We start from the raw sequence: 22208 nt of genomic DNA, 5'->3' as shown, positions 1-22208 counted from the left end.
GAAGTTAGCGAGATGAATGCAGAAAAACGCGGAGAAATTCATGAGTAGTAAAGAACAGAAAACGCCTGAGGGGCAAGCCCCTGAAGAAATTATCACGGAACAGCACGATGAAGTTGAGGCTGTAGAGCCAGACGCATCTGCTGAGCAGGTGGACCCGCGCGATGAAAAAATTGCGAATCTGGAAGCCCAGCTGGTAGAAGCACAGAATCGCGAACGCGATGGTGTTCTGCGCATCAAGGCGGAAATGGAAAACCTGCGTCGTCGTACCGAGCAGGACGTTGAGAAGGCGCATAAATTTGCGCTGGAGAAATTCGTCAACGAACTGCTGCCGGTAATTGATAGCCTCGATCGCGCGCTGGAAGTGGCTGACAAAGCGAATCCGGACAACGCGGCGATGATCGAAGGTATCGAACTGACGCTGAAATCCATGCTCGACGTGGTGCGTAAGTTTGGCGTGGAAGTGATTGCCGATACCGACGTACCGCTGGATCCAAACGTTCACCAGGCGATTGCCATGGTGGAGTCCGAAGAGGTGGAAGCCGGTAAAGTGCTGGGCGTGATGCAGAAAGGTTACACCCTGAACGGCCGTACCATTCGCGCTGCGATGGTGACCGTGGCGAAAGCGAAAGCGTAATTTGCCATTCGTAGTGCCGGGTGGCGGCGTTCGCCTCACCCGGCCTACAGCCTTACTCAGCGATACTCTCGCGCAGCGGTTTCACGGGCAGGACTTTAACCTGCTTAATCATATTGTCCTGCACGTCCAGGATATCAATATCGTACTGCTCAATGCGTACCCGCGTGCCCGCCGCCGGTATCTCTTCCAGCGCTTCCAGAATCATCCCGTTAATGGTTCGAGCCTCATCTTCCGGCAAATGCCAGTTAAAGGCTTTGTTGAGTTCACGAATGTTCGCGCTACCGTCAATCAGCACCGAGCCGTCGTTTTGCGGGGTAACCTCTTCCGCGAGGGAAGGCGACATTGACGTGGTAAAGTCCCCGACAATCTCTTCCAGAATATCTTCGACCGTCACCAGCCCCTGAATATCGCCGTACTCATTGACCACCAGGCCTACTTTCTTCTTGTTGCGCTGGAATTTCACCAGCTGCGTGCTGAGCGGGGTCCCTTCCGGCACGTAGTAAATCTCGTCGGCGGCGCGCAGCATCACCTCTTTGGTGAACTCTTTTTTCTCGGTCATCAGACGGTAGGCTTCGCGCACGCGCAGCATGCTGATGGCGTCATCCAGCGAGTCGCGATAGAGCACAATGCGCCCGTGCGGGGAGTGCGTCAGCTGGCGAACGATGGCTTTCCAGTCGTCATTGATGTCGATACCGACGATTTCGTTACGCGGCACCATGATGTCGTTTACGCTCACCTTTTCCAGATCCAGCACCGACAGGAGCATGTCCTGATTGCGTCGGGAGATCTGCGAACGGGATTCATGCACGATGGTGCGAAGCTCTTCTTTGCTGAGCGCGCTGCTGATGGTGACATCGGCTTTGATCCCCACCATCCGCATCAGTACGCGCGTCACCATGTTTAGCAGCCAGACCAGCGGCATCATCAGGATCAGCAGCGGTGCCAGCAGGAAGCTGCTCGGGTAGGCGACTTTCTCAGGGTAAAGCGCGGCGATGGTTTTCGGCAGCACTTCGGCAAACACCAGCACCACGAACGTCAGCACGCCGGTGGCAATCGCCACCCCGGCGTTGCCGTACAGGCGCATCCCGACAATAGTGCCGAGGGCGGAGGCCAGAATGTTGACAAGGTTGTTGCCGATGAGCACCAGGCTTATCAGGCGATCCGGCTTGCGGAGCAGTTTTTCAACGCGACGTGCGGCACGGTTACCCTGCTTAGCGCGATGACGTAACCGGTAGCGGTTTAAGGTCATCATGCCGGTTTCCGAGCCGGAGAAATAGGCGGAAATGACCACCATGACGATCAGCGTAACGATCAGCGTGGTGGTGGAGATGTGTTCCAGGGGGAACTCCTTTGTTTCTTAGCCAGCAAATTGCTGTATGAAGCGGCTGCCAAAATAGGCAAGAGTAAGAATGCCTGCGCCCGCTACGTTGAACCAGACCACGCGGCGACCGCGCCAGCCTTCATGATAATGGCCCCATAACAGGACAATATAGACAAACCACGCGATGATGGAGAGCACCGCTTTATCGATGTTCTCCACGCTGAACAGGTTCTTCATGTAAAACAGGCCCGTGCAGAGCGTCAGCGTCAGCAGCACCACGCCCACCTGGGTGATGTGGAACATCTTACGCTCAATGACCATCAGCGGCGGCATCTCGTGGTTAAACGCCAGCTTTTTGTTTTTCAGCTGGTAGTCAATCCAGGCGAGCTGCATGGCGTAAAGCGCGGCGATGATCAGCGTCGCGTAGGCAAAGAGCGACAGGCCGATATGCACCAGCATCCCCGGGGTGGCCTCAAGATGCGTAATGAATTCATTAGGCATAAAGGTGGCGAGAGCCAGATTGATCAGCGCGAAGGTATAGACAATCGGCAGCAGCAGCCAGCCGCGATTTTTAGACGCGACGATGGTCATTACCGTACAGATCATCAGGCTGACCAGCGAGCCGACGTTGAGGACGCTCAGGTTTTGCACGCTGCCGTCGCCGGGAATGATGCGTGATTCCAGCGCAAACGCGTGGCTAATCAGTGCGATCACCGCGGAAAGAATAGCCATGCGCCGCCAGCCGCTGTTTTTTTGCAGCAGTCCGGGAACGATCAGCGCGAGGCTGACAGAGTAGGCAACAAGGGCGATCAGTGCGAAAACAGGCATATAGGCATCGACAGTTGTCTTAATAAGAAAGAGAAGCAGTATAACGTTACGTGACGCCTGCTCCAACCGTTGCATAACAACAAAGGCGCCTTCATGTTATACTCCGGCAAAATTCTGTGTATGTGTCGCCCATGGCGGCCCAACGTTTCTACTCAGGCGAGAGACAATGTTTGATAATTTAACCGATCGTTTGTCGCGCACGCTGCGCAACATCAGCGGCCGCGGACGCCTTACTGAAGAGAACATCAAGGAAACGCTGCGCGAAGTGCGCATGGCGCTGCTGGAAGCAGACGTTGCGTTGCCGGTTGTTCGTGATTTTATCAACCGCGTAAAAGAGAAGGCGGTTGGTCATGAAGTTAACAAAAGCCTGACCCCGGGTCAGGAGTTCGTCAAAATCGTTCGTAATGAACTGGTTTCGGCGATGGGCGAAGAGAACCAGGTGCTTAACCTGGCGGCTCAGCCGCCGGCCGTGGTGCTGATGGCGGGCCTGCAGGGTGCGGGTAAAACGACCAGCGTCGGTAAGCTGGGTAAGTTCCTGCGTGAAAAGCACAAGAAGAAAGTGCTCGTGGTCTCTGCGGACGTCTATCGCCCGGCGGCGATCAAACAGCTGGAAACCCTGGCCGAGCAGGTCGGCGTAGATTTCTTCCCGTCCGACGTGGCGCAGAAGCCTGTCGACATCGTTAACGCGGCGCTGAAAGAAGCGAAGCTGAAATTCTACGACGTGCTGCTGGTGGATACCGCCGGTCGTCTGCACGTTGACGAAGCGATGATGGACGAGATCAAGCAGGTGCATGCCTCTATCAACCCGGTAGAGACCCTGTTCGTTGTCGACGCCATGACCGGTCAGGATGCGGCGAATACCGCGAAAGCGTTTAACGAAGCGCTGCCGTTAACCGGCGTGGTGCTGACCAAAGTGGACGGTGACGCCCGCGGCGGTGCGGCGCTCTCCATTCGTCACATCACCGGTAAGCCGATTAAATTCCTCGGCGTGGGCGAGAAGACGGAAGCGCTGGAGCCGTTCCACCCGGATCGTATTGCCTCCCGTATCCTCGGCATGGGCGACGTGCTGTCGCTGATCGAAGATATCGAGAGCAAGGTTGACCGCGCGCAGGCCGAGAAGCTGGCCAGCAAGCTGAAAAAAGGCGACGGTTTCGATCTCACCGACTTCCTTGAGCAGTTGCGTCAGATGAAAAACATGGGCGGCATGGCCAGCCTGATGGGCAAACTGCCGGGCATGGGCCAGATCCCTGACAACGTGAAAGCGCAGATGGATGACAAGGTGCTGGTGCGTATGGAGGCGATCATCAACTCGATGACCCTTAAAGAACGCGCTAACCCGGACATCATCAAAGGTTCCCGTAAACGCCGTATCGCAGCCGGTTGCGGCATGCAGGTGCAGGACGTTAACCGCCTTCTGAAACAATTCGACGACATGCAGCGCATGATGAAGAAAATGAAGAAAGGCGGCATGGCGAAGATGATGCGCGGAATGAAAGGGATGATGCCCCCAGGATTCCCTGGCCGATAAACCGTGTTTCGTGCTCAGTATCAAGATGCTGATTGCATTTTCCCCAAAAATCAGTAAAATTTTCGGGCTTTTAATATGACACCCGGGCTCCGTTCCTCGATGGGGCCCGGTTGTTTTATTCACACAAGAGGATGTTATGGTTACTATTCGTTTAGCTCGTCACGGCGCTAAAAAGCGTCCGTTCTACCAGGTTGTTGTGACTGACAGCCGTAATGCACGCAACGGTCGCTTCATCGAGCGCGTTGGTTTCTTCAACCCACTGGCCGCTGGCGCAGAAGAAGAAACTCGTCTGGATCTGGATCGTATCGCTCACTGGGTTGGCCAGGGCGCTACTGTTTCCGATCGCGTTGCTACGCTGATCAAAGCAGCAAACAAAGCAGCTTAATCTGTCACGGTGGTCATGATGAGCAATAAAGCACCTGTTGAACCGATCGTATTGGGAAAAATGGGTTCTTGCTACGGTATCCGTGGTTGGCTCAGAGTGTTTTCCTCCACTGAAGACGCTGATAGCATTTTTGATTACCAGCCCTGGTTTATCCAGAAAGGCGGTAAGTGGGAAGAGGTCGAGCTGGAAAGCTGGCGTCACCACAATCAGGACATCATCATCAAGCTGAAAGGCGTTGACGATCGTGATGCCGCGAATGCGCTGACTAATTGTGAAATTGTCGTGGATTCGTCGCAGTTGCCACAGCTGGAAGAGGGCGACTACTACTGGAAAGACCTTATGGGTTGCCAGGTAGTCACTACCGAAGGCTACAGCCTGGGGAAAGTCATCGATATGATGGAAACCGGGTCAAATGACGTTCTCGTCATTAAGGCAAACCTGAAAGATGCATTTGGCATCAAGGAGCGGTTGGTTCCGTTCCTCGATGGACAGGTTATCAAGAAAGTCGATCTCACTACTCAAACCATTGAAGTAGATTGGGATCCTGGTTTTTAAATTCTCCGGATAAACGGTAAAAGACGGCGCTATGTGGATTGGCATAATTAGCCTGTTTCCTGAAATGTTCCGCGCGATTACCGATTACGGGGTAACTGGCCGGGCAGTAAAGAATGGCCTGCTGAGCATCCAGAGCTGGAGTCCTCGTGACTTTACTCATGACCGGCACCGTACCGTGGACGATCGTCCTTACGGCGGCGGACCGGGGATGCTAATGATGGTGCAACCCTTACGGGACGCTATTCACACAGCAAAAGCCGCGGCAGGTGAAGGCGCAAAGGTGATTTATCTGTCACCTCAGGGACGCAAGCTTGATCAAGCGGGCGTGAGCGAACTGGCGACGAATCAAAAGCTGATTCTGGTCTGTGGGCGCTACGAAGGAATAGATGAGCGCGTAATTCAAACCGAGATTGACGAAGAATGGTCTATCGGCGATTACGTTCTCAGCGGTGGTGAGTTACCCGCAATGACGCTGATTGACTCCGTCGCCCGGTTCATTCCGGGGGTTCTGGGCCATGAAGCTTCGGCAACGGAAGATTCCTTTGCCGATGGGTTGCTGGACTGTCCACACTATACTCGTCCTGAAGTGTTAGAAGGGATGGAAGTACCGGCAGTGTTACTGTCTGGAAACCATGCCGAGATACGTCGCTGGCGTTTGAAGCAGTCGCTGGGCCGAACCTGGCTTAGAAGACCTGAACTTCTGGAAAACCTGGCTCTGACTGAAGAGCAAGCAAAGTTGCTGGCCGAGTTCAAAACTGAACACGCGCACCAGCAGCATGAACATGATGGGAATGCGTAATACGCTCCCGAATATCAGTTTACCCAGGATAAGAGATTAAATTATGAGCAACATTATTAAGCAACTTGAACAAGAGCAGATGAAGCAGGACGTACCTTCCTTCCGTCCAGGTGACACCGTGGAAGTGAAAGTATGGGTTGTTGAAGGTTCCAAAAAACGTCTGCAGGCATTCGAGGGCGTGGTTATCGCTATTCGTAACCGCGGTCTGCACTCTGCATTCACTGTTCGTAAAATTTCCAACGGCGAAGGCGTTGAGCGTGTCTTCCAGACTCACTCTCCGGTAGTTGACAGCATTGCTGTTAAACGTCGTGGTGCTGTACGTAAAGCTAAACTGTACTACCTGCGTGAGCGTACTGGTAAGTCTGCTCGTATTAAAGAGCGTCTGAACTAAGATTCGCTTAAGCGACATCCTGTTAGAAAGGGCTGGCCGAAAGGCCGGCCCTTTTTTTATCCCTGCGCATTTCTCACGTTAACCCTTTTGTCATAAATCATTTACAATGCTTGCCTCTTGAGTGGAGGGGACGTGGATAAGGTACTGCATCAGCCTAACCGGAAATGCGCAGCGGCATTGACCGCGCTGTTTGCGATCCTGCTGATCGTGGTAGCGCCGCTTATCTCCGTCTCGTTGCAGAAAGATCCCATGAGCGCGATGCCAGCCATGCATCATGACATGAGCATGATGTCGATGGATGAGCATCACGGCGATATGCCGCACACGATGCCTGTCGACCATGCGGAAGCGTGCGGCTACTGCGTGCTGTTAGCGCACGTCCCTGGCGTGATGCTGGCGCTGATCGTCCTGCTCAGCGTGGTGCTGCAGAGGCTTCGCGTTAAGCCGCCGCGCCAGGCGGTCAGTCACTGGCACTTTTTCCCCTGGCTTTATCCTGATACCCGCGCGCCGCCGCGGCAGTCTGCTTTTTCCCTTTAAAAAATAAATCGATAACTTACTGCCTTAAAAAGGAAAAGTATGACTACCTGCACTCCGCGCGCGGCATGGGGAAACCTGCTGCGTCGCCTCCATTTCTACGTTGGGCTGTTTGTCGGCCCGTTTATCTTCTTTGCCGCGCTGACCGGTACGCTGTATGTGGCGACCCCGCAGCTGGAGAATGCGCTCTACCGGCACGCGCTCCACACGGATTCCGTGGGCGTGCCGCAGCCGCTGGCGGAACAAATTGCCGTGGCGGAAAAAACCGTTGGATCGGATGTGCGTTTGCACGCCGTGCGTCCGGGGCTGGCTGAAGGTGAAACCACCCGCGTGATGTTTGCTGACCCGGCGCTTGGGCCATCGGAGAACAGGTCTATTTTTATTGATCCGGTAAGCCTGACGGTGCTGGGGGATATGACGGTATACGGCACCAGCGGGATTTTACCGCTGCGTCAGACCATTGATTACCTGCATACCTCTCTGATGCTGGGGGACGTGGGGCGACTCTACAGTGAGCTTGCGGCCTCCTGGATGTGGATTGCCGCGCTGGGCGGTGTTGCACTGTGGTTTTATACCCGCCCCAAACGGCGGATCAATAATCGCTTCCAGAATCGACGTCGCCTGCACGTGACGCTGGGCTGGAGTCTTCTGGGCGGAATGCTGCTGTTCTCGGCAACCGGTCTGACCTGGTCCCAGTGGGCTGGTGGGAACGTTGACAGGCTGCGGGCTGAGATGAACTGGCTGACCCCGCAGGTGAACACGACGCTTTCCGGCCAACATGAGATCGTGGATGAACATGCCGAACACCGTGGCCATCGCGGCGGAATGATGATGCCGGAAATGGCGATGGATTTGACGCAGTTTGAAGGGGTGTTAAACGCGGCGCGTAACGCAGGGATTGATGCCAACAGGCTGGAGATCCGCCCGGCGAAAACGGCGGATCGCGCCTGGACCGTGACGGAAATCGATCGCAGCTGGCCGACCCAGGTCGATGCCGTTGCGGTTGATCCTTCTACGATGCAGGTCCTGGACAGAACCCGATTCGAGGATTTCCCGCTAATGGCAAAACTAACCCGCTGGGGCGTAGATTTCCATATGGGGATCTTATTCGGGCTGGTGAATCAGCTGCTGCTCGTGGCGTTCGGTCTCGCCCTGTGCGTGCTCATCATCTGGGGTTACCGGATGTGGTGGATGCGCCGTCCGGCACAGTCGGCCGTGGATCCGGTGCAGACGCTTAGTCAGAGCTGGCTGGCGCTGTCAGGGTGGGGGAGAGGGGTTACGGTGATAATCAGCGTACTGCTGGGGCTGGCCTTGCCGGTCATGGGCGCGAGCCTGACGCTGTTTGTTCTGGTGGACTGGCTGCGCTGGCGAGCGGCAACCAGGGTGACGCTCGCCGAACCATCCGCTAAATAACCCTATGGCGTGCTGATAACCACTGCGACGCGGCGGTTTTCAGCGCGCCCTTGCGGGGTACTGTTGCTCGCAACCGGGTATTTTTGACCTAATCCCTGCGTGGTGAGATTGCTGCGCGGGATATTTGCCCCCTTCGCCCAGGCATCGGCCACGGCGTTGGCGCGTTTTAACGACAGCGCTTCGTTGTAGCTTTCTTCACCGTAATTATCCGTGTGACCGTCCATTCGCGCGTGGTTCAGGCCGGTTTCCGCCAGGCGGGAGGCCATGGATTGGATCTGTGTTTCACTTTCCGATCGCAGTCTGGCGTCATTTTTATCAAACAGGATGGTGTCCGACATGCCGAGTGACCAGTCACCGTTCAGTTCGTTAAAACCGTAAGACTTCATCGCCGCAATTTGCTCAGGAGTGAATTTGCCTTCCGGCGGCGACTGACAGCCTGCCAGAACCAGTGAGGCCAGTACTATCGGCGCGAAGTAACGTTTTAACATAGTGTATCCTTTCTAACTTATTGTTTTCGTACGCTGGTTTTTCACCTGGTACATATTGCGGTCAGCCCTCTCCAGTAACGCTTCCACGGAAGCATTTTCCCACGCCAGAGCAAAGCCAATGCTGAGTGACATCGATGCCTTTTGTCCGTTATGAAGATCAAACGGACGGATAAACTGCTGCGAAAGCGCAGCGCAAATGTGTTGAACCTCAAGCTCAGAGTGCACGCCGTACAGCACCATGGCGAATTCGTCACCGCCAAGCCGGTATGCCTGGTGACGCTTGTCGCCAAACTCCATCATCCTGCTGGCGACTTCAATCAGCACGCAGTCTCCTGCCGCATGTCCCCAGGTGTCGTTAATAAACTTAAAATTATCACCGTCGAGGAAGAGCAGGGCCGAGTTCATTTTGGCAGAAGGGTCGTTCATTAAGGCAGCAATGCTGTTACGAAACGCAGCGCGGTTGGCAAGACCGGTGAGCGGGTCGTGCATGGCGGTACGCAACAGCTGGGCGTTTTTCGCCTGGAGCTTCAGCTGCCACTCTTCCATCTCATCCAGAAGGCTGTTGAAGTCTTCACCAAACTGGTGAAACTCTTCGATACGCCCGTCTTTCACCCGGCGGGAGAAGTTGCGGTTAGTACGAACGTCATGCACGACGTCGGTAATGTTTTGCAGGGCCGTGACCATGCCGTGATGCAAAGACTGGGTAATGGCGAGCGCGACGGCGGTAGCAAAAAGAATGCAGCCGGTAAGCACGGCAAACGACATCCAGATGAAATGGCTGATCAGGCTGTCGCGCGCGGTAAGGCGAATTTCGCCGATCGTTGCACCGTTATGCATGATGGGCTGCGCAACCGGTACGGGGAAAAGCCAGCGGCTGACCAGCGCGCCCAGCGTGTCGTTGTTATCTTCCGGGTTCCAGGACCAGTAGGCAAACCGCTTTTTATGCGCGTTGATAACCTCGGCCTGGGCAAACTGGCCCTGTTTGCCCAGGGCTGCGAGCGTTTCGTTGGCCGCCAGGGAATCGTTGAACACCAGAGAGGCTTCCAGGCTGTGGCTCATTGTGGCGCCGGTTAGTTCGAGATTCTTTTGCGCGTATTGTTTTAAGGTTACGACGGAAGCAAAACAGAGCAACAGCCATATTAACGTCATCGTGATGATGACGCTTATCATGCTGTTTCGCCTTAACGTTCTTTTAAACGTCGGACGCGGCGTTGAAGTGAAATCTTTATCCATGCTGCTTATTCCGGGCAAGCATTAATACATCCGGATTGACTCTTACGCCACTGCGCGTCAATGCATCCAGGTTGACGGAGAACCGTACCTGGCCGCGATCGATTATCAGGCAAAAGGCACTGCCAATTACACATTCCGGATTTTGCTCTGAGATTAATAGCAATGCTCTGCCCTGATATTGACTTATTAATTCAAGTTGTTTTGCCGGTGATTCAGACCCGAAATAAATCGCATCGCACGTCGCGGCCAGGGCTTCCCGATCGTTACGAACAATAACGGGAGTATAAGGTAACTCGCTATGCCCCTCATCGCCGCTGAGGGCGTGCGTATAGTGAGAAGTGGCGTAGACGCAGAGTTTAGGCTGGCCGGAAAGTGACGGCCATCGCGTATAGCTCACAATGCCTGAGACAATCGAGCGTACCGATTTATCCGTTTCCGTAAGCGTGCCTGCCGCCGCAGGGCCCACCATAAGGAACAGCATTAACACCAGAGTGAGTCGGAAAAAAGAGATCAAGAATAAATTTCTCACCAGAATCCGCCACATCGCTCCGGAAATAGATGTCCTTAAGAGTTGCGGGCAGAATACCATTGTTTATCAGAGCCGTCATTATGTCAGAAATAGCCTAAGGCCGACCTAAGCTAAATCCTACAGTTGGTTATTTTCCGGTGGATAAAAATAGCCTTAATTCAGCCTGCTGGATTGCATACTTTCATCCATCCCTTTCTGCCATGACGCACGCAGTTTTGCCGCGTTTTCGGCAGTATCGCAGCTGGCAGGGAAAGATTTTCCTGCTAATCCCCAGGCATGCATAAACCCTTCTTCGCAGACTTTCTTCTGGCCATCGGCATAGCCGCGAAGATATTCGCTACGATCAACGTGTGTGTCGTTAAAACTATCGGCCAGGGCCTGGTTATCTTTAACCGGCAGGCCATTCATGGCGTCTTCTTTACCGGCATCAAACCAGGATGGGCTGGTCCAGTCGGGATGGAAAGTATAAGGATTGATCTGACAGCCCGTTAAAAACAGCGACAACAGCGCGAGAGCAATTGAACGCATAGCTATTCTCCTTTTTCTTCAGCATAGCCTGGCTAAAGAAAATCTGTGTGTAATTTAAAGTTTACGGTTTTATCGGCTGTTTTTTGCAATAAATTGGCTTGTGTAAAGTAAAGTGTACGTATTTTGGATTGAAATGTTTACTTTTTATGGTATCGTGGTTTCACCTCATTGAGGAAAACAACTATCGCAAACGAGCTTTACAGGATCGCCATCATGCAAAAAGACGCGCTGAACAACGTACATATCACTGACGAACAGGTTTTAATCACTCCGGATCAGCTGAAAGCGGAATTTCCGCTGAGCGTCGCGCAGGAGGCTCAGATCGAGCACTCTCGCCAGACCATTTCTGACATTATCGCCGGCCGCGATCCGCGCCTGCTGGTGGTATGCGGGCCTTGCTCCATTCACGATCCTGAAACCGCCATTGAGTACGCTCGTCGATTTAAAGCATTAGCGGAGGAGGTCAGCGATAGCCTCTATCTGGTGATGCGCGTCTATTTTGAGAAGCCACGTACTACCGTCGGCTGGAAAGGGTTGATTAACGATCCGCACATGGATGGCTCGTTTGATGTGGAAGCAGGCCTGAAGATTGCGCGTCGCCTGCTGGTGGAGCTGGTTAGCATGGGGCTGCCGCTGGCAACCGAAGCGCTGGATCCAAACAGCCCGCAGTACCTGGGCGATCTGTTCAGCTGGTCCGCGATTGGTGCGCGTACCACGGAATCGCAAACCCACCGCGAGATGGCGTCTGGCCTGTCGATGCCGGTTGGCTTTAAAAACGGTACCGATGGCAGCCTGGCGACGGCGATCAACGCCATGCGCGCTGCCGCCATGCCGCACCGTTTCGTCGGTATTAACCAGGCAGGCCAGGTCTGCCTCCTGCAAACGCAGGGCAACCCGGACGGCCATGTGATCCTGCGCGGCGGGAAAGCGCCTAACTACAGCCCGGCGGACGTGGCGCAGTGTGAAAAAGAGATGGAGCAGGCGGGACTGCGCCCGGCACTGATGGTAGATTGCAGTCATGGTAATTCAAATAAAGATTACCGTCGCCAGCCTGCGGTTGCGGAATCCGTGATCGCACAGATCAAAGATGGCAACCGTTCGATTATCGGACTGATGATTGAGAGCAACATTCATGAAGGCAATCAGTCATCGGAACAACCGCGTAGCGCAATGAAGCACGGCGTCTCCGTGACGGATGCCTGCATCAGCTGGGAGACGACCGATGCGCTGCTGCGTGAGATCCACAAAGATTTGAACGGCCCGCTGGCGACGCGTCTGGCTTAAGAGGTTTTTTATGGTTGCTGAATTGACCGCACTGCGCGATCAAATTGATGAAGTGGATAAGGCGCTGCTGGACCTGCTGGCGCGCCGCATGGCGCTGGTTGCCGAAGTCGGTGAGGTGAAAAGCAAATACGGCCTGCCGATTTACGTCCCGGAGCGCGAAGCCTCAATGCTGGCCTCCCGTCGTAAAGAGGCCCAGGCGCTGGGCGTTTCACCGGATTTGATTGAAGATGTTCTGCGTCGCGTGATGCGGGAATCCTATTCCAGCGAAAACGACAAGGGCTTTAAAACCCTCTGTCCGTCCCTGCGGCCGGTAGTGATTGTCGGCGGTGCAGGGCAGATGGGGCGTCTGTTTGAAAAAATGCTGACGCTTTCTGGCTATCAGGTGCGCATTCTGGAAAAAGAGGACTGGGGGCATGCCCCGGAACTCATGAAAGATGCCGGGATGGTTATCGTCAGCGTGCCGATCCACGTGACGGAGCAGATCATCGAAAAGCTGCCTCCTTTACCGAAAGACTGCATCCTGGTGGATCTGGCCTCCGTCAAAAATGGTCCGCTGCAGGCCATGCTGGCTGCGCATACTGGCCCGGTGCTGGGTCTGCACCCGATGTTTGGCCCGGACAGCGGCAGCCTGGCTAAGCAGGTGGTGGTTTACTGCGACGGTCGTCAGCCGGAAGCCTACCAGTGGTTCCTGGAACAGATTCAGGTATGGGGTGCGCGACTGCACCGCATCAGCGCGGTCGAGCACGATCAGAACATGGCGTTCATTCAGGCGCTGCGTCACTTTGCGACGTTTGCCTACGGTCTGCATCTGGCGGAAGAGAACGTGCAGCTTGAACAGCTGCTGGCACTCTCTTCACCTATCTATCGTCTGGAGCTGGCAATGGTCGGGCGCCTGTTTGCTCAGGATCCGCAGCTTTACGCGGACATTATTATGTCCTCCGAGAACAACCTTGCGCTCATCAAGCGCTACTATCAGCGCTTTGGTGAAGCCATTACGCTGCTGGAGCACGGAGACAAGCAGGCGTTTATCGACAGCTTCCGCAAGGTCGAGCACTGGTTTGGCGATTACGCGCAGCGTTTCCAGAGTGAGAGCCGAACGCTGTTGCGCCAGGCAAATGACAGTCGCCAGTAATGCGATGATGTATATACTGAAAGCCAGCAATGCTGGCTTTTTTTATTTTGGGGAACTGTCATGGCCGAACCGCAGCTGCTGTTGAATTATACCGGGCATCTGCCTGAATGCCCGACGTGGAGCGCAGAAGAGCACGCGCTCTACTGGGCTGATATTCTGGAAGGGGAGATCCACCGCTACCATCTGTCGACGGCAGAACACACCGTGCTCTCTTTCCATGAGGAGGTGGGCTGTTTTGCTCTGCGCGAGCAGGGTGGTTTTATCGTTGCGATGCGAACGGGTATCTGGCTGACCGATAAACACGGCCTGCTGCGCCGCAAGGTGTGTGATAACCCCTCTAACCCGCAGCTCGCACGTTTTAACGACGGCGGCACCGATCGTCAGGGACGGTTCTATGCGGGCACCTTTTGGGGGCCGGGAGATTACAACGGCGCGTTGCTGATGCGCATCGACAACGACCTGACGCCGAAGGTGATCCAGTGCGATATTCACGGGCACAACGGCTTAGCGTTTAGCCCGGACAAGCGGTGGATGTTTACCTCAGACACGCCAAACGGCGTTATTTACCGCACGCCGCTTGACGAGCAGGGCGAACCCGGCAGGCGTGAGATGTTTCGTCAGTTTAAAGACGGCGAAGGGATACCGGACGGCGCGGCCATGGATGTGGAAGGCTGCTACTGGAGCGCGCTGTTTGACGGCTGGCGTATTGCGCGTTTTTCTCCGCAAGGGGAGCAACTGGAAGAATATCGCATGCCGGTACGTTGCCCGACGATGGTCTGTTTTGGCGGCGATGACATGAAAACGCTGTTTATTACCACCACGCGGGAAAATATGGACGTGGAGGAGGTGGCGAAGTATCCGCTCTCCGGCGCCATCTTCACCCTGCCCGTGAGCGTGGCAGGGATGAAGAAAAGCCGCTTTATCGAACGTTAAGCCGGGTCAACCGGGACCACGTTCTCGCTCGGATAGCAGCCCAGCACCTTCATGGAGCGCGTGATCTCGCCCAGTTCGCGCAGGGCTTTCTGCATGGATGCAGATTCCAGGTTGGCCTGGATATCAAGATAGAACATCTCTTCCCACGGATTACCGTGGATCGGACGTGATTCCAGCTTCGTCATGATCAGATTGTGATTACGCAGTACCAGCAGGGCTTCAACCAGCGCACCGGCCTGTTGGCCGGTGGCCATCAGCAGAGTCGTTTTAGCTGGAACCTGATCCGAAACATCAATAGCTTTACGCGCCAGCACCACGAAACGGGTGATGTTTTGCGTCTGGTTTGCCAGATTGCGTTCCAGTACCTGTAAACCATACAGCGCGCCGCCGGCTTCGCTGCCGAGCGCAGCGACGGTTGGGGAGTTAGCCTGCGCCACTTTTTCCATCGCCGCCGAGGTGCTTTCGGTGTACTCAATTTTCCAGTTCGGATAGCGGTTCAGGAACTGGCTGCACTGCTGGAACGGCTGTGGATGACTGTAGACCGTCTCAATTTTGCTTAAATCCGTTGAGCCGGAGACCAGCACGCAGTGATCGATAGGGATCGTCAGCTCGCCAACCAGCGACAGGCTGGTGTGCTGCAGCAAATCGTAAACGTCGTTGATGGCGCCGGAGCTGGTGTTTTCAATCGGCACCACGGCGTAATCCGCCTGGCCGGTCTCAACCTGATTAAATATGTCGGCAAACTTCGCACAGCCGCTCTCGATAAACTCTTCAAAATGGCGTGCGGCATACTGTCGCGCGGCCAGGTGAGAATAAGAGCCTTTCGGCCCGAGGAAGGCGATACGCGCAGAGTGCGGATTGGTTTTATTCAGATGCTGCTGGAGTAACGCTTGCTGGGTGAGAACAGAGTCTTCGATGATGAGCTGGAACAACCGGGTGATGTAGTGGGCATCGAGGTGATGCGCTTTACCGAGCTGGATCAGACGCTCCAGCAGATCGCGCTCGCGGTCGATATCACGGACCGGGCGATGGGAGTCCAGCTTGGCTTTGCCCACTTCGACGGCGAGCGCGCGGCGTTCGGCCAGCAGCGCCAGTAATTTCTCGTCCAGCGCGCTGATTTTTACGCGCAGATCCAGTAACGGGTTTTCCGGTGTCATAGTGTTGCCTGTCTCATTTTATCGTTATCAATAAAAAAGGCCTCCCGCTGTGGGAGGCCTTGTTGTTCGTCTTCGCATTCTTTATCACACGACGAAACGCCTCCCAGTCAGGGGAAGGTAAAAAAGAATGCGAAGAAGAACGGCGTAAGTTTCATAAAGTCATCCTGTGATTGATACCGTTAAAGTACCCGTACTGTTTTCACCCTGTCAATAAAAAACAAAAAACGCGCCCGAAGGCGCGTTGGCGGTACACTCAATTTAAAGGATTACTCTTCTTCAACTTCTTCCGCGAAGCTGGCGTCTTTCACCGATGTTGCGGCGCGACGGGCTTCACCTTTGTGTTGCACTTTATTGAGCTGCCGTTCCAGCTTGTTGATCAAATCGTTAATAGCGGTGTACATATCCTCGTGTTTTGCGCTGGCGACCAGATGGCCGTTTGGAGTATTGATAGTTGCGTCAGCGATGAAACCCTGCGGCTCCTTGGACAGGATGATATGTGGATTAATCAAATGAGTTTGCCATTTATCCAGTTTGGCGAGACGGTCTGCGACGTGCTGGCGGATTGCCGGAGTAATTTCCATTTGTTTACTGGTAATGTTCATTGTCATAAATTTTACCTCTTGTCTTTCCGTCTTGGTGATTCCAGCATACCCGACCTAATGTCAAAATGTGTGATTTAGATCACGTTATTTTGTCGGTTTTTGTCAGGGAATCTTTTTTGTGAGGCAGGGCAGGAAGAGGTGAGATTTACCTTGTCGAAGGCAAAAATTGGGGCCATAGTTGACTGGATGTGTTGAGGCTAACGCGCTTCGGCGACGCTCTAAAATGAATAAAAAAACGGCAGCCTTAGGGCTGCCGTTTTGCATTGAGGCAAAATCAGGTGTTGCTGCTGTTCGCGGCGATGATTTTCGCCACTTTTTCAGCCTGAGCGGTCATCTGCATCTGACGGTAAGCGTTCTCCATCAGCTTCAGGCCGTCGCGCGTTGCCTGAGTATCCGGATAATCACGCAGCATACCTTCTACGCGGTTAACCACGGCAACCCATGCGCCACGGCGGGTATAGTATTCCGCCACGGAGTATTCATATTTCGCCAGACGATCTTTCAGGAACACCAGACGCTTGGTGGCGTCGGTCACGTACTGACTGTTCGGATAGCCGCGCACCAGCTTGGAGAAGTCATTGAAGGCATCACGCGCATGCTGCGGGTCACGGTCGGAACGATCCACGCCGAAGAAGCCCTGCAGCGCACTGTCGTCCAGCGCCATGTTGGTGAGGCCGCGCATGTACATCACATAGTCAATGTTAGGATGAGTCGGGTTCAGACGTATGAAACGATCGATGGTTGCCTGAGCCAGCGGCAGATCGGCATTTTTATAGTATGCATAGATGAGATCTAACTGTACCTGCTGCGAATACGGACCAAATGGATAGCGATTATCCAACGCTTCCAGTTGCGTTATCGCCTGTTTCCAGTTACCGTCCTGCAACTTTTGTTGTGCAGTCGCATAGATTTCATTCGGCGGATTGTCAGGGACCTGTTCATTTGAACCGGAGCAGCCCACCAAAGCCAGGCTCAACGTGGCCGCTGCCACCAGATATTTCATGCGCGTCATGACGTTTTGACTTTCCTCAAATGTTTGTCCGGGAGAAACTCTGTTCCTGCTCCCGATTAAGACCAGCTACAATAGCACACTATATTAAACGGCAAAGCCGTAAAACCCAACGTTAAACGAAGAAGCAGTTTATGGCACAACGAGTAGAACTCACCGCAACAGTCTCCGAAAATCAGCTCGGTCAACGCTTAGATCAGGCTTTGGCCGAATTGTTCCCTGATTATTCGCGTTCACGCATAAAAGAATGGATCCTTGACCAGCGCGTGCTGGTAAACGGCAAGATCTGGGACAAACCAAAAGAGAAAGTGTTAGGTGGGGAAGCTGTCGCCATCAATGCTGAAATCGAAGAGGAAATCCGCTTCGAGCCGCAGGATATCCCACTGGACATCGTCTATGAAGATGATGACATTCTGGTGATCAACAAGCCGCGCGACCTGGTTGTTCATCCGGGTGCGGGAAATCCTGACGGTACGGTACTTAACGCACTTCTCCATTACTATCCGCCGATCGTGGATGTCCCGCGCGCGGGCATTGTGCACCGTCTGGATAAAGACACCACCGGTTTGATGGTGGTGGCGAAGACTGTTCCTGCTCAGACCCGTCTGGTGGAATCGCTGCAGCTGCGCGAAATCACCCGCGAGTATGAAGCGGTAGCCATTGGGCATATGACCTCTGGCGGAACGGTGGAAGAGCCAATCAGCCGTCACCCAACTAAACGTACCCATATGTCGGTGCATCCGATGGGTAAACCGGCGGTGACACACTATCGCATTATGGAACACTTCCGTATTCATACGCGCCTGCGTCTGCGTCTGGAAACCGGGCGTACTCACCAGATCCGCGTGCATATGGCCCACATTACCCATCCGCTGGTGGGGGATCAGGTCTATGGTGGTCGTCCGCGTCCGCCTAAAGGCGCATCGGATGAGTTCATCAGCGTATTGCGAAAATTCGATCGTCAGGCGCTGCACGCGACCATGCTGCGTCTTTATCACCCTATCACCGGTATTCAGATGGAGTGGCACGCGCCTATCCCGCAGGATATGGTGGACCTTATTGACGCCATGCGTGCTGATTTCGAAGAACATAAGGATCAAGTGGACTGGTTATGACCAAACTGATTGTCCCGGAGTGGCCATTGCCTGCAGGCGTGGCTGCCTGTAGTTCAACCCGTATTGGCGGTGTTAGCCAGGGCGCGTGGGAGTCTTTAAACCTCGGTGCGCACTGTGGCGACAACCTGGAACACGTTGAAGAGAACCGCAGGCGTCTGTTTGCTGCGGGGAACTTGCCGTCGAAACCGGTCTGGCTGGAACAGGTTCATGGTAACGCGGTGCTGAAGTTGACGGGGGAACCCTATGCTTCTAAACGCGCTGATGCTTCTTACAGTAATACTCCGGGAACCGTTTGTGCCGTGATGACCGCTGATTGTCTGCCGGTTCTGTTCTGTAACCGTGCAGGTACCGAGGTGGCAGCAGCACACGCGGGCTGGCGTGGTCTGTGTGAAGGCGTGCTCGAAGAAACAGTCGCCTGCTTTAACGATGAGCCCGCCAATATTATGGCCTGGCTTGGCCCGGCCATTGGTCCTCGCGCTTTTGAAGTGGGGCCAGAGGTTCGCGAAGCCTTTATGGAAAAAGATCCGCAAGCGGTGGAAGCCTTCCTGCCTTCGGGGGAGAAATATCTGGCCGATATTTACCAGCTCGCCCGCCAGCGCCTGAATAACGTCGGCGTGTCGCAGATCTTCGGCGGCGATCGCTGCACATTCACCGAAAAGGGTGATTTTTTCTCCTATCGCCGCGACAAGACCACGGGACGTATGGCAAGTTTCATTTGGCTGATATAACCTAAAGAATCAAGACGATCCGGTACGTGCCGTTTTCTTTTCACATAATTCAGGTCATTAACCTTGAATAATTGAGGGATGACCTCATTTAATCTCCAGTAGCAAATTTGACCTGTTATGGGAGGAGTTATGCGTCTGGATCGTCTTACTAATAAATTCCAGCTTGCTCTCGCCGATGCCCAGTCCCTCGCACTGGGGCACGACAACCAATTTATCGAACCTCTTCATTTAATGAGCGCCTTGCTGAATCAGGAAGGGGGATCGGTACGTCCTTTATTAACGTCCGCTGGCATTAATGCTGGCCAGTTACGCACCGCTATCGATCAGGCGCTGAGCCGTTTGCCGCAGGTAGAAGGTACCGGCGGCGATGTTCAGCCGTCACAGGATCTGGTACGCGTGCTGAACCTTTGCGACAAGCTGGCGCAAAAACGTGGGGACAACTTTATTTCGTCAGAGCTGTTTGTTCTGGCGGCGCTTGAATCACGCGGTACCTTGACCGACCTGCTGAAATCTGCCGGCGCGACCACCGCCAATGTGACTCAGGCGATTGAGAAAATGCGCGGAGGTGAAAGCGTGAACGATCAGGGAGCCGAAGACCAACGTCAGGCTTTGAAGAAATTTACGGTCGATCTGACCGAGCGTGCTGAGCAGGGCAAACTTGACCCGGTTATCGGCCGTGATGAAGAAATCCGCCGTACGATTCAGGTACTGCAGCGTCGTACCAAGAACAACCCGGTGCTGATTGGTGAACCGGGTGTCGGTAAAACCGCCATTGTTGAAGGGCTGGCGCAGCGTATCGTCAACGGTGAAGTGCCGGAAGGCCTGAAAGGCCGTCGCGTACTGGCGCTGGACATGGGCGCGCTGGTGGCCGGTGCGAAATACCGCGGCGAGTTCGAAGAGCGTCTCAAAGGCGTGCTTAACGACCTGGCGAAACAGGAAGGCAACGTTATCCTGTTTATCGACGAACTGCACACCATGGTTGGTGCGGGTAAAGCGGACGGCGCGATGGATGCCGGGAACATGCTGAAACCTGCTCTGGCGCGCGGTGAACTTCACTGCGTCGGCGCCACTACGCTTGATGAGTATCGTCAGTACATTGAGAAAGATGCTGCGCTGGAACGTCGCTTCCAGAAAGTGTTTGTTGCTGAGCCAAGCGTTGAAGATACCATCGCGATCCTGCGTGGTCTGAAAGAGCGCTATGAACTGCACCACCACGTGCAGATCACTGACCCGGCCATCGTTGCGGCGGCGACGCTTTCTCATCGTTATATCGCTGACCGTCAGCTGCCGGATAAAGCGATCGACCTGATTGATGAAGCGGCTTCAAGCATTCGTATGCAGATTGACTCGAAACCGGAAGAGCTGGACCGGCTCGACCGACGCATCATTCAGCTCAAGCTGGAACAGCAGGCGCTGAAGAAAGAGTCTGATGAAGCCAGTAAGAAACGCCTGGATATGCTCAATGAAGAACTGGACGATAAAGAGCGCCAGTATTCTGAGCTGGAAGAAGAGTGGAAAGCCGAGAAAGCATCCCTTTCCGGCACTCAGACCATCAAAGCTGAACTCGAACAGGCAAAAATTGCCATTGAGCAGGCGCGTCGCGTCGGCGATCTGGCGCGGATGTCTGAACTGCAGTACGGCAAAATTCCTGAGCTGGAAAAACAGCTTGAGATAGCGACGCAGTCAGAAGGGAAAACGATGCGTCTGTTACGTAATAAGGTGACGGATGCAGAAATCGCGGAAGTGCTTGCTCGCTGGACCGGTATTCCGGTGGCGCGCATGCTGGAAGGCGAGCGTGAAAAACTGTTGCGCATGGAGCAAGATCTCCACAATCGGGTGATTGGTCAGAACGAAGCGGTTGAGGCGGTATCGAACGCTATTCGCCGTAGCCGAGCGGGGCTGTCCGATCCAAACCGTCCGATTGGTTCGTTCCTGTTCCTGGGGCCGACGGGTGTCGGTAAAACCGAGCTGTGTAAAGCGCTGGCTAACTTTATGTTCGACAGCGACGATGCGATGGTGCGTATCGATATGTCCGAGTTTATGGAGAAACACTCCGTCTCACGTCTGGTCGGTGCGCCTCCGGGATACGTTGGTTATGAAGAAGGTGGCTATCTGACGGAAGCGGTTCGCCGTCGCCCTTATTCCGTCATCCTGCTGGATGAGGTGGAAAAAGCGCACCCGGATGTGTTCAACATCCTGCTTCAGGTGCTGGACGATGGTCGTCTGACCGACGGGCAAGGGAGAACGGTCGACTTCCGTAATACGGTTGTCATCATGACCTCGAACCTGGGTTCCGATTTGATTCAGGAACGTTTCGGCGAACTGGATTACGGTCATATGAAGGATCTGGTACTCGGTGTGGTCAGCCATAGCTTCCGTCCGGAGTTCATCAACCGTATTGATGAAGTAGTGGTCTTCCATCCTCTGGGTGAGAAACACATTGCGTCGATTGCGCAGATCCAGCTGCAGCGTCTGTACAAACGTCTGGAAGAGCGTGGGTATGAAATTCACATCTCCGACGATGCGCTGAAGCTGCTGAGCGAGAATGGTTACGATCCGGTGTACGGTGCGCGTCCATTAAAACGTGCTATCCAGCAGCAGATCGAAAACCCGCTGGCGCAGCAGATCCTCTCCGGAGAGTTGATTCCAGGCAAAGTTATTCGTCTGGAAGCCAACGACGATCGTATTGTGGCAGTGCAGTAAGTCACAAAACGCAAAAACGAGCCGCTTGCGGCTCGTTTTTGTTTAAAAACCAGGCGAAAATTGAGGTCTGGAGTTAGTTTTGCCTGGAAAGTGAGCGGTCAGTAAATAAATTTCACTTAATCCTTGCAGGTTCGGAATTACTCCCTATAATGCGCCTCCACTGACACGGAACAACGGCACACACGCCGCCGGGTCAACAGAGAAAAGCGAAAATAAACGCTTGACTCTGAAAGAGGAAAGCGTAATATACGCCACCTCGCAACGGTGAGCGAAAGCCGCGTTGCACTGCTCTTTAACAATTTATCAGACAATCTGTGTGGGCACTCAAAGTGACATGGATTCTTAATGTCTTCGGACAATAAATGAATACCAAGTCTCT

The 22208-nt window shown here is 54.2% G+C and carries 24 protein-coding genes and 1 other annotated feature; of the genes, 14 read left to right on the top strand and 10 right to left on the bottom strand.

What is annotated here, in order from left to right:
• The first annotated feature begins 40 nt into the window (after positions 1–40).
• Positions 41–634 (top strand): nucleotide exchange factor GrpE, encoded by a 594-nt coding sequence (grpE, locus tag KIF87_RS09480; RefSeq protein ID WP_023308880.1) that lies wholly within the window; start codon positions 41–43, stop codon positions 632–634.
• 52 nt (positions 635–686) lie between these two features.
• Here the strand turns inward: grpE and KIF87_RS09475 are convergent, their stop codons facing one another.
• Together KIF87_RS09475 and KIF87_RS09470 are read right to left on the bottom strand one after the other, a co-directional pair.
• The gene (locus KIF87_RS09475) at positions 687–1973 is read right to left on the bottom strand and encodes an HlyC/CorC family transporter (protein WP_032640969.1); all 1287 of its coding nucleotides are present in this window, start codon (positions 1971–1973) and stop codon (positions 687–689) included.
• An 18-nt stretch (positions 1974–1991) separates the two neighbouring features.
• Complete coding sequence (locus KIF87_RS09470) at positions 1992–2783, bottom strand: cytochrome C assembly family protein (RefSeq protein ID WP_014884879.1); 792 nt, start codon at positions 2781–2783, stop codon at positions 1992–1994.
• A 166-nt stretch (positions 2784–2949) separates the two neighbouring features.
• Between KIF87_RS09470 and ffh the strand changes: the two genes are divergently transcribed.
• The 7 genes from ffh (at position 2950) to KIF87_RS09435 (ending at position 8388) form a co-directional block, all read left to right on the top strand.
• Positions 2950–4311: a signal recognition particle protein gene (gene ffh, locus KIF87_RS09465; RefSeq protein ID WP_014884878.1), complete on the top strand. Its 1362-nt coding sequence runs from the start codon at positions 2950–2952 to the stop codon at positions 4309–4311.
• A 136-nt stretch (positions 4312–4447) separates the two neighbouring features.
• On the top strand, positions 4448–4696 hold the full coding sequence (gene rpsP / locus KIF87_RS09460) for a 30S ribosomal protein S16 (protein ID WP_003863133.1): 249 nt from the start codon (positions 4448–4450) through the stop codon (positions 4694–4696).
• Between the two features lie 15 nt (positions 4697–4711).
• Positions 4712–5251, top strand: coding sequence for a ribosome maturation factor RimM (gene rimM, locus KIF87_RS09455; RefSeq protein WP_029741020.1), 540 nt, complete (start codon positions 4712–4714; stop codon positions 5249–5251).
• A 31-nt stretch (positions 5252–5282) separates the two neighbouring features.
• Positions 5283–6050 (top strand): tRNA (guanosine(37)-N1)-methyltransferase TrmD, encoded by a 768-nt coding sequence (gene trmD / locus KIF87_RS09450; RefSeq protein ID WP_014832949.1) that lies wholly within the window; start codon positions 5283–5285, stop codon positions 6048–6050.
• Positions 6051–6093: 43 nt separating this feature from the next.
• Positions 6094–6441, top strand: coding sequence for a 50S ribosomal protein L19 (gene rplS / locus KIF87_RS09445; RefSeq protein ID WP_002914145.1), 348 nt, complete (start codon positions 6094–6096; stop codon positions 6439–6441).
• A 132-nt stretch (positions 6442–6573) separates the two neighbouring features.
• Positions 6574–6978: a DUF2946 domain-containing protein gene (locus KIF87_RS09440; protein WP_213328585.1), complete on the top strand. Its 405-nt coding sequence runs from the start codon at positions 6574–6576 to the stop codon at positions 6976–6978.
• A gap of 39 nt (positions 6979–7017) precedes the next feature.
• Positions 7018–8388: a PepSY-associated TM helix domain-containing protein gene (locus tag KIF87_RS09435; RefSeq protein WP_213328584.1), complete on the top strand. Its 1371-nt coding sequence runs from the start codon at positions 7018–7020 to the stop codon at positions 8386–8388.
• A 2-nt stretch (positions 8389–8390) separates the two neighbouring features.
• On the opposite strand, the gene KIF87_RS09430 is transcribed toward KIF87_RS09435, so the two are convergent.
• The 4 genes from KIF87_RS09430 to KIF87_RS09415 all read right to left on the bottom strand — a co-directional run bounded on the left by KIF87_RS09430 (position 8391) and on the right by KIF87_RS09415 (position 11166).
• Positions 8391–8876, bottom strand: coding sequence for an OmpA family protein (locus KIF87_RS09430; RefSeq protein WP_213328583.1), 486 nt, complete (start codon positions 8874–8876; stop codon positions 8391–8393).
• Between the two features lie 12 nt (positions 8877–8888).
• The gene (gene dgcN / locus KIF87_RS09425) at positions 8889–10109 is read right to left on the bottom strand and encodes a diguanylate cyclase DgcN/YfiN (protein WP_213328582.1); all 1221 of its coding nucleotides are present in this window, start codon (positions 10107–10109) and stop codon (positions 8889–8891) included.
• Positions 10102–10653, bottom strand: coding sequence for a regulatory sequestration protein YfiR (gene yfiR / locus KIF87_RS09420; RefSeq protein ID WP_228057921.1), 552 nt, complete (start codon positions 10651–10653; stop codon positions 10102–10104). The genes dgcN and yfiR overlap by 8 nt, the downstream gene beginning before the upstream one ends.
• A 138-nt stretch (positions 10654–10791) precedes the next feature.
• Positions 10792–11166: a DUF2799 domain-containing protein gene (locus KIF87_RS09415; RefSeq protein ID WP_213328581.1), complete on the bottom strand. Its 375-nt coding sequence runs from the start codon at positions 11164–11166 to the stop codon at positions 10792–10794.
• Between the two features lie 213 nt (positions 11167–11379).
• Here KIF87_RS09415 and aroF point away from each other — a divergent pair, with 213 nt between their 5' ends.
• The 3 genes from aroF to KIF87_RS09400 are packed head-to-tail and all read left to right on the top strand — an operon-like array spanning position 11380 to position 14515.
• A complete protein-coding gene (gene aroF, locus KIF87_RS09410) occupies positions 11380–12450 on the top strand; it encodes a 3-deoxy-7-phosphoheptulonate synthase AroF (RefSeq protein ID WP_213328580.1) in 1071 nt (356 codons plus the stop codon).
• A 10-nt stretch (positions 12451–12460) separates the two neighbouring features.
• Positions 12461–13582, top strand: coding sequence for a bifunctional chorismate mutase/prephenate dehydrogenase (tyrA, locus tag KIF87_RS09405; RefSeq protein WP_121424407.1), 1122 nt, complete (start codon positions 12461–12463; stop codon positions 13580–13582).
• Positions 13583–13642: 60 nt separating this feature from the next.
• The gene (locus KIF87_RS09400; protein ID WP_213328579.1) at positions 13643–14515 is read left to right on the top strand and encodes an SMP-30/gluconolactonase/LRE family protein; all 873 of its coding nucleotides are present in this window, start codon (positions 13643–13645) and stop codon (positions 14513–14515) included.
• Here the strand turns inward: KIF87_RS09400 and pheA are convergent.
• The 4 genes from pheA to bamD all read right to left on the bottom strand — a co-directional run bounded on the left by pheA (position 14512) and on the right by bamD (position 17286).
• A complete protein-coding gene (gene pheA / locus KIF87_RS09395; RefSeq protein ID WP_063144128.1) occupies positions 14512–15672 on the bottom strand; it encodes a bifunctional chorismate mutase/prephenate dehydratase in 1161 nt (386 codons plus the stop codon). The genes KIF87_RS09400 and pheA overlap by 4 nt on opposite strands.
• Positions 15673–15702: 30 nt before the next feature.
• Positions 15703–15828 (bottom strand) — a sequence feature (Phe leader region).
• Positions 15780–15827 carry a pheA operon leader peptide PheL gene (pheL, locus tag KIF87_RS09390; protein ID WP_100249759.1) on the bottom strand — a complete coding sequence of 16 codons (48 nt, stop codon included), beginning with the start codon at positions 15825–15827 and terminating at the stop codon, positions 15780–15782. (Overlaps the previous feature by 48 nt.)
• A 110-nt stretch (positions 15829–15938) precedes the next feature.
• Positions 15939–16280, bottom strand: a complete 342-nt coding sequence (raiA, locus tag KIF87_RS09385) for a ribosome-associated translation inhibitor RaiA (protein ID WP_003863162.1) — start codon at positions 16278–16280, stop codon at positions 15939–15941.
• Positions 16281–16548: 268 nt separating this feature from the next.
• Positions 16549–17286 carry an outer membrane protein assembly factor BamD gene (gene bamD, locus KIF87_RS09380; RefSeq protein WP_063144127.1) on the bottom strand — a complete coding sequence of 246 codons (738 nt, stop codon included), beginning with the start codon at positions 17284–17286 and terminating at the stop codon, positions 16549–16551.
• Between the two features lie 131 nt (positions 17287–17417).
• On the opposite strand from bamD, the gene rluD reads away from it, so the two are divergent.
• From rluD to clpB, 3 genes are all read left to right on the top strand, one after another.
• On the top strand, positions 17418–18398 hold the full coding sequence (rluD, locus tag KIF87_RS09375; protein WP_023333072.1) for a 23S rRNA pseudouridine(1911/1915/1917) synthase RluD: 981 nt from the start codon (positions 17418–17420) through the stop codon (positions 18396–18398).
• Entirely contained in the window at positions 18395–19126 is a 732-nt protein-coding gene (gene yfiH / locus KIF87_RS09370) for a purine nucleoside phosphorylase YfiH (protein WP_213328578.1), read from the top strand. Before rluD ends, yfiH begins: the two co-directional genes overlap by 4 nt.
• A 129-nt stretch (positions 19127–19255) precedes the next feature.
• Positions 19256–21829 carry an ATP-dependent chaperone ClpB gene (gene clpB, locus KIF87_RS09365; protein ID WP_213328577.1) on the top strand — a complete coding sequence of 858 codons (2574 nt, stop codon included), beginning with the start codon at positions 19256–19258 and terminating at the stop codon, positions 21827–21829.
• The last annotated feature ends 379 nt before the right edge of the window (positions 21830–22208 follow it).

This window comes from Enterobacter sp. 120016 (assembly GCF_018383635.1).
GTDB classification, from domain to species: Bacteria; Pseudomonadota; Gammaproteobacteria; order Enterobacterales; family Enterobacteriaceae; genus Enterobacter; species Enterobacter asburiae_D.
The sequence above is the reverse complement of the archived record's forward strand: the minus strand, read 5'-3'. Positions and strand labels throughout refer to the sequence as shown.

What these genes read in the sequence shown, in the direction of transcription:
- raiA (WP_003863162.1), bottom strand. Translation starts at nt 16,280, where the DNA reads ATGACAATGAACATTACCAGTAAACAAATGGAAATTACTCCGGCAATC.
- bamD (WP_063144127.1), bottom strand. Translation starts at nt 17,286, where the DNA reads ATGACGCGCATGAAATATCTGGTGGCAGCGGCCACGTTGAGCCTGGCT.
- rplS (WP_002914145.1), top strand. Translation starts at nt 6,094, where the DNA reads ATGAGCAACATTATTAAGCAACTTGAACAAGAGCAGATGAAGCAGGAC.
- clpB (WP_213328577.1), top strand. Translation starts at nt 19,256, where the DNA reads ATGCGTCTGGATCGTCTTACTAATAAATTCCAGCTTGCTCTCGCCGAT.
- pheA (WP_063144128.1), bottom strand. Translation starts at nt 15,672, where the DNA reads ATGACACCGGAAAACCCGTTACTGGATCTGCGCGTAAAAATCAGCGCG.
- KIF87_RS09415 (WP_213328581.1), bottom strand. Translation starts at nt 11,166, where the DNA reads ATGCGTTCAATTGCTCTCGCGCTGTTGTCGCTGTTTTTAACGGGCTGT.
- KIF87_RS09470 (WP_014884879.1), bottom strand. Translation starts at nt 2,783, where the DNA reads ATGCCTGTTTTCGCACTGATCGCCCTTGTTGCCTACTCTGTCAGCCTC.
- KIF87_RS09435 (WP_213328584.1), top strand. Translation starts at nt 7,018, where the DNA reads ATGACTACCTGCACTCCGCGCGCGGCATGGGGAAACCTGCTGCGTCGC.
- yfiH (WP_213328578.1), top strand. Translation starts at nt 18,395, where the DNA reads ATGACCAAACTGATTGTCCCGGAGTGGCCATTGCCTGCAGGCGTGGCT.
- ffh (WP_014884878.1), top strand. Translation starts at nt 2,950, where the DNA reads ATGTTTGATAATTTAACCGATCGTTTGTCGCGCACGCTGCGCAACATC.
- grpE (WP_023308880.1), top strand. Translation starts at nt 41, where the DNA reads ATGAGTAGTAAAGAACAGAAAACGCCTGAGGGGCAAGCCCCTGAAGAA.
- dgcN (WP_213328582.1), bottom strand. Translation starts at nt 10,109, where the DNA reads ATGGATAAAGATTTCACTTCAACGCCGCGTCCGACGTTTAAAAGAACG.
- KIF87_RS09400 (WP_213328579.1), top strand. Translation starts at nt 13,643, where the DNA reads ATGGCCGAACCGCAGCTGCTGTTGAATTATACCGGGCATCTGCCTGAA.
- trmD (WP_014832949.1), top strand. Translation starts at nt 5,283, where the DNA reads ATGTGGATTGGCATAATTAGCCTGTTTCCTGAAATGTTCCGCGCGATT.
- rimM (WP_029741020.1), top strand. Translation starts at nt 4,712, where the DNA reads ATGATGAGCAATAAAGCACCTGTTGAACCGATCGTATTGGGAAAAATG.
- rpsP (WP_003863133.1), top strand. Translation starts at nt 4,448, where the DNA reads ATGGTTACTATTCGTTTAGCTCGTCACGGCGCTAAAAAGCGTCCGTTC.
- rluD (WP_023333072.1), top strand. Translation starts at nt 17,418, where the DNA reads ATGGCACAACGAGTAGAACTCACCGCAACAGTCTCCGAAAATCAGCTC.
- aroF (WP_213328580.1), top strand. Translation starts at nt 11,380, where the DNA reads ATGCAAAAAGACGCGCTGAACAACGTACATATCACTGACGAACAGGTT.
- tyrA (WP_121424407.1), top strand. Translation starts at nt 12,461, where the DNA reads ATGGTTGCTGAATTGACCGCACTGCGCGATCAAATTGATGAAGTGGAT.
- yfiR (WP_228057921.1), bottom strand. Translation starts at nt 10,653, where the DNA reads ATGTGGCGGATTCTGGTGAGAAATTTATTCTTGATCTCTTTTTTCCGA.
- KIF87_RS09430 (WP_213328583.1), bottom strand. Translation starts at nt 8,876, where the DNA reads ATGTTAAAACGTTACTTCGCGCCGATAGTACTGGCCTCACTGGTTCTG.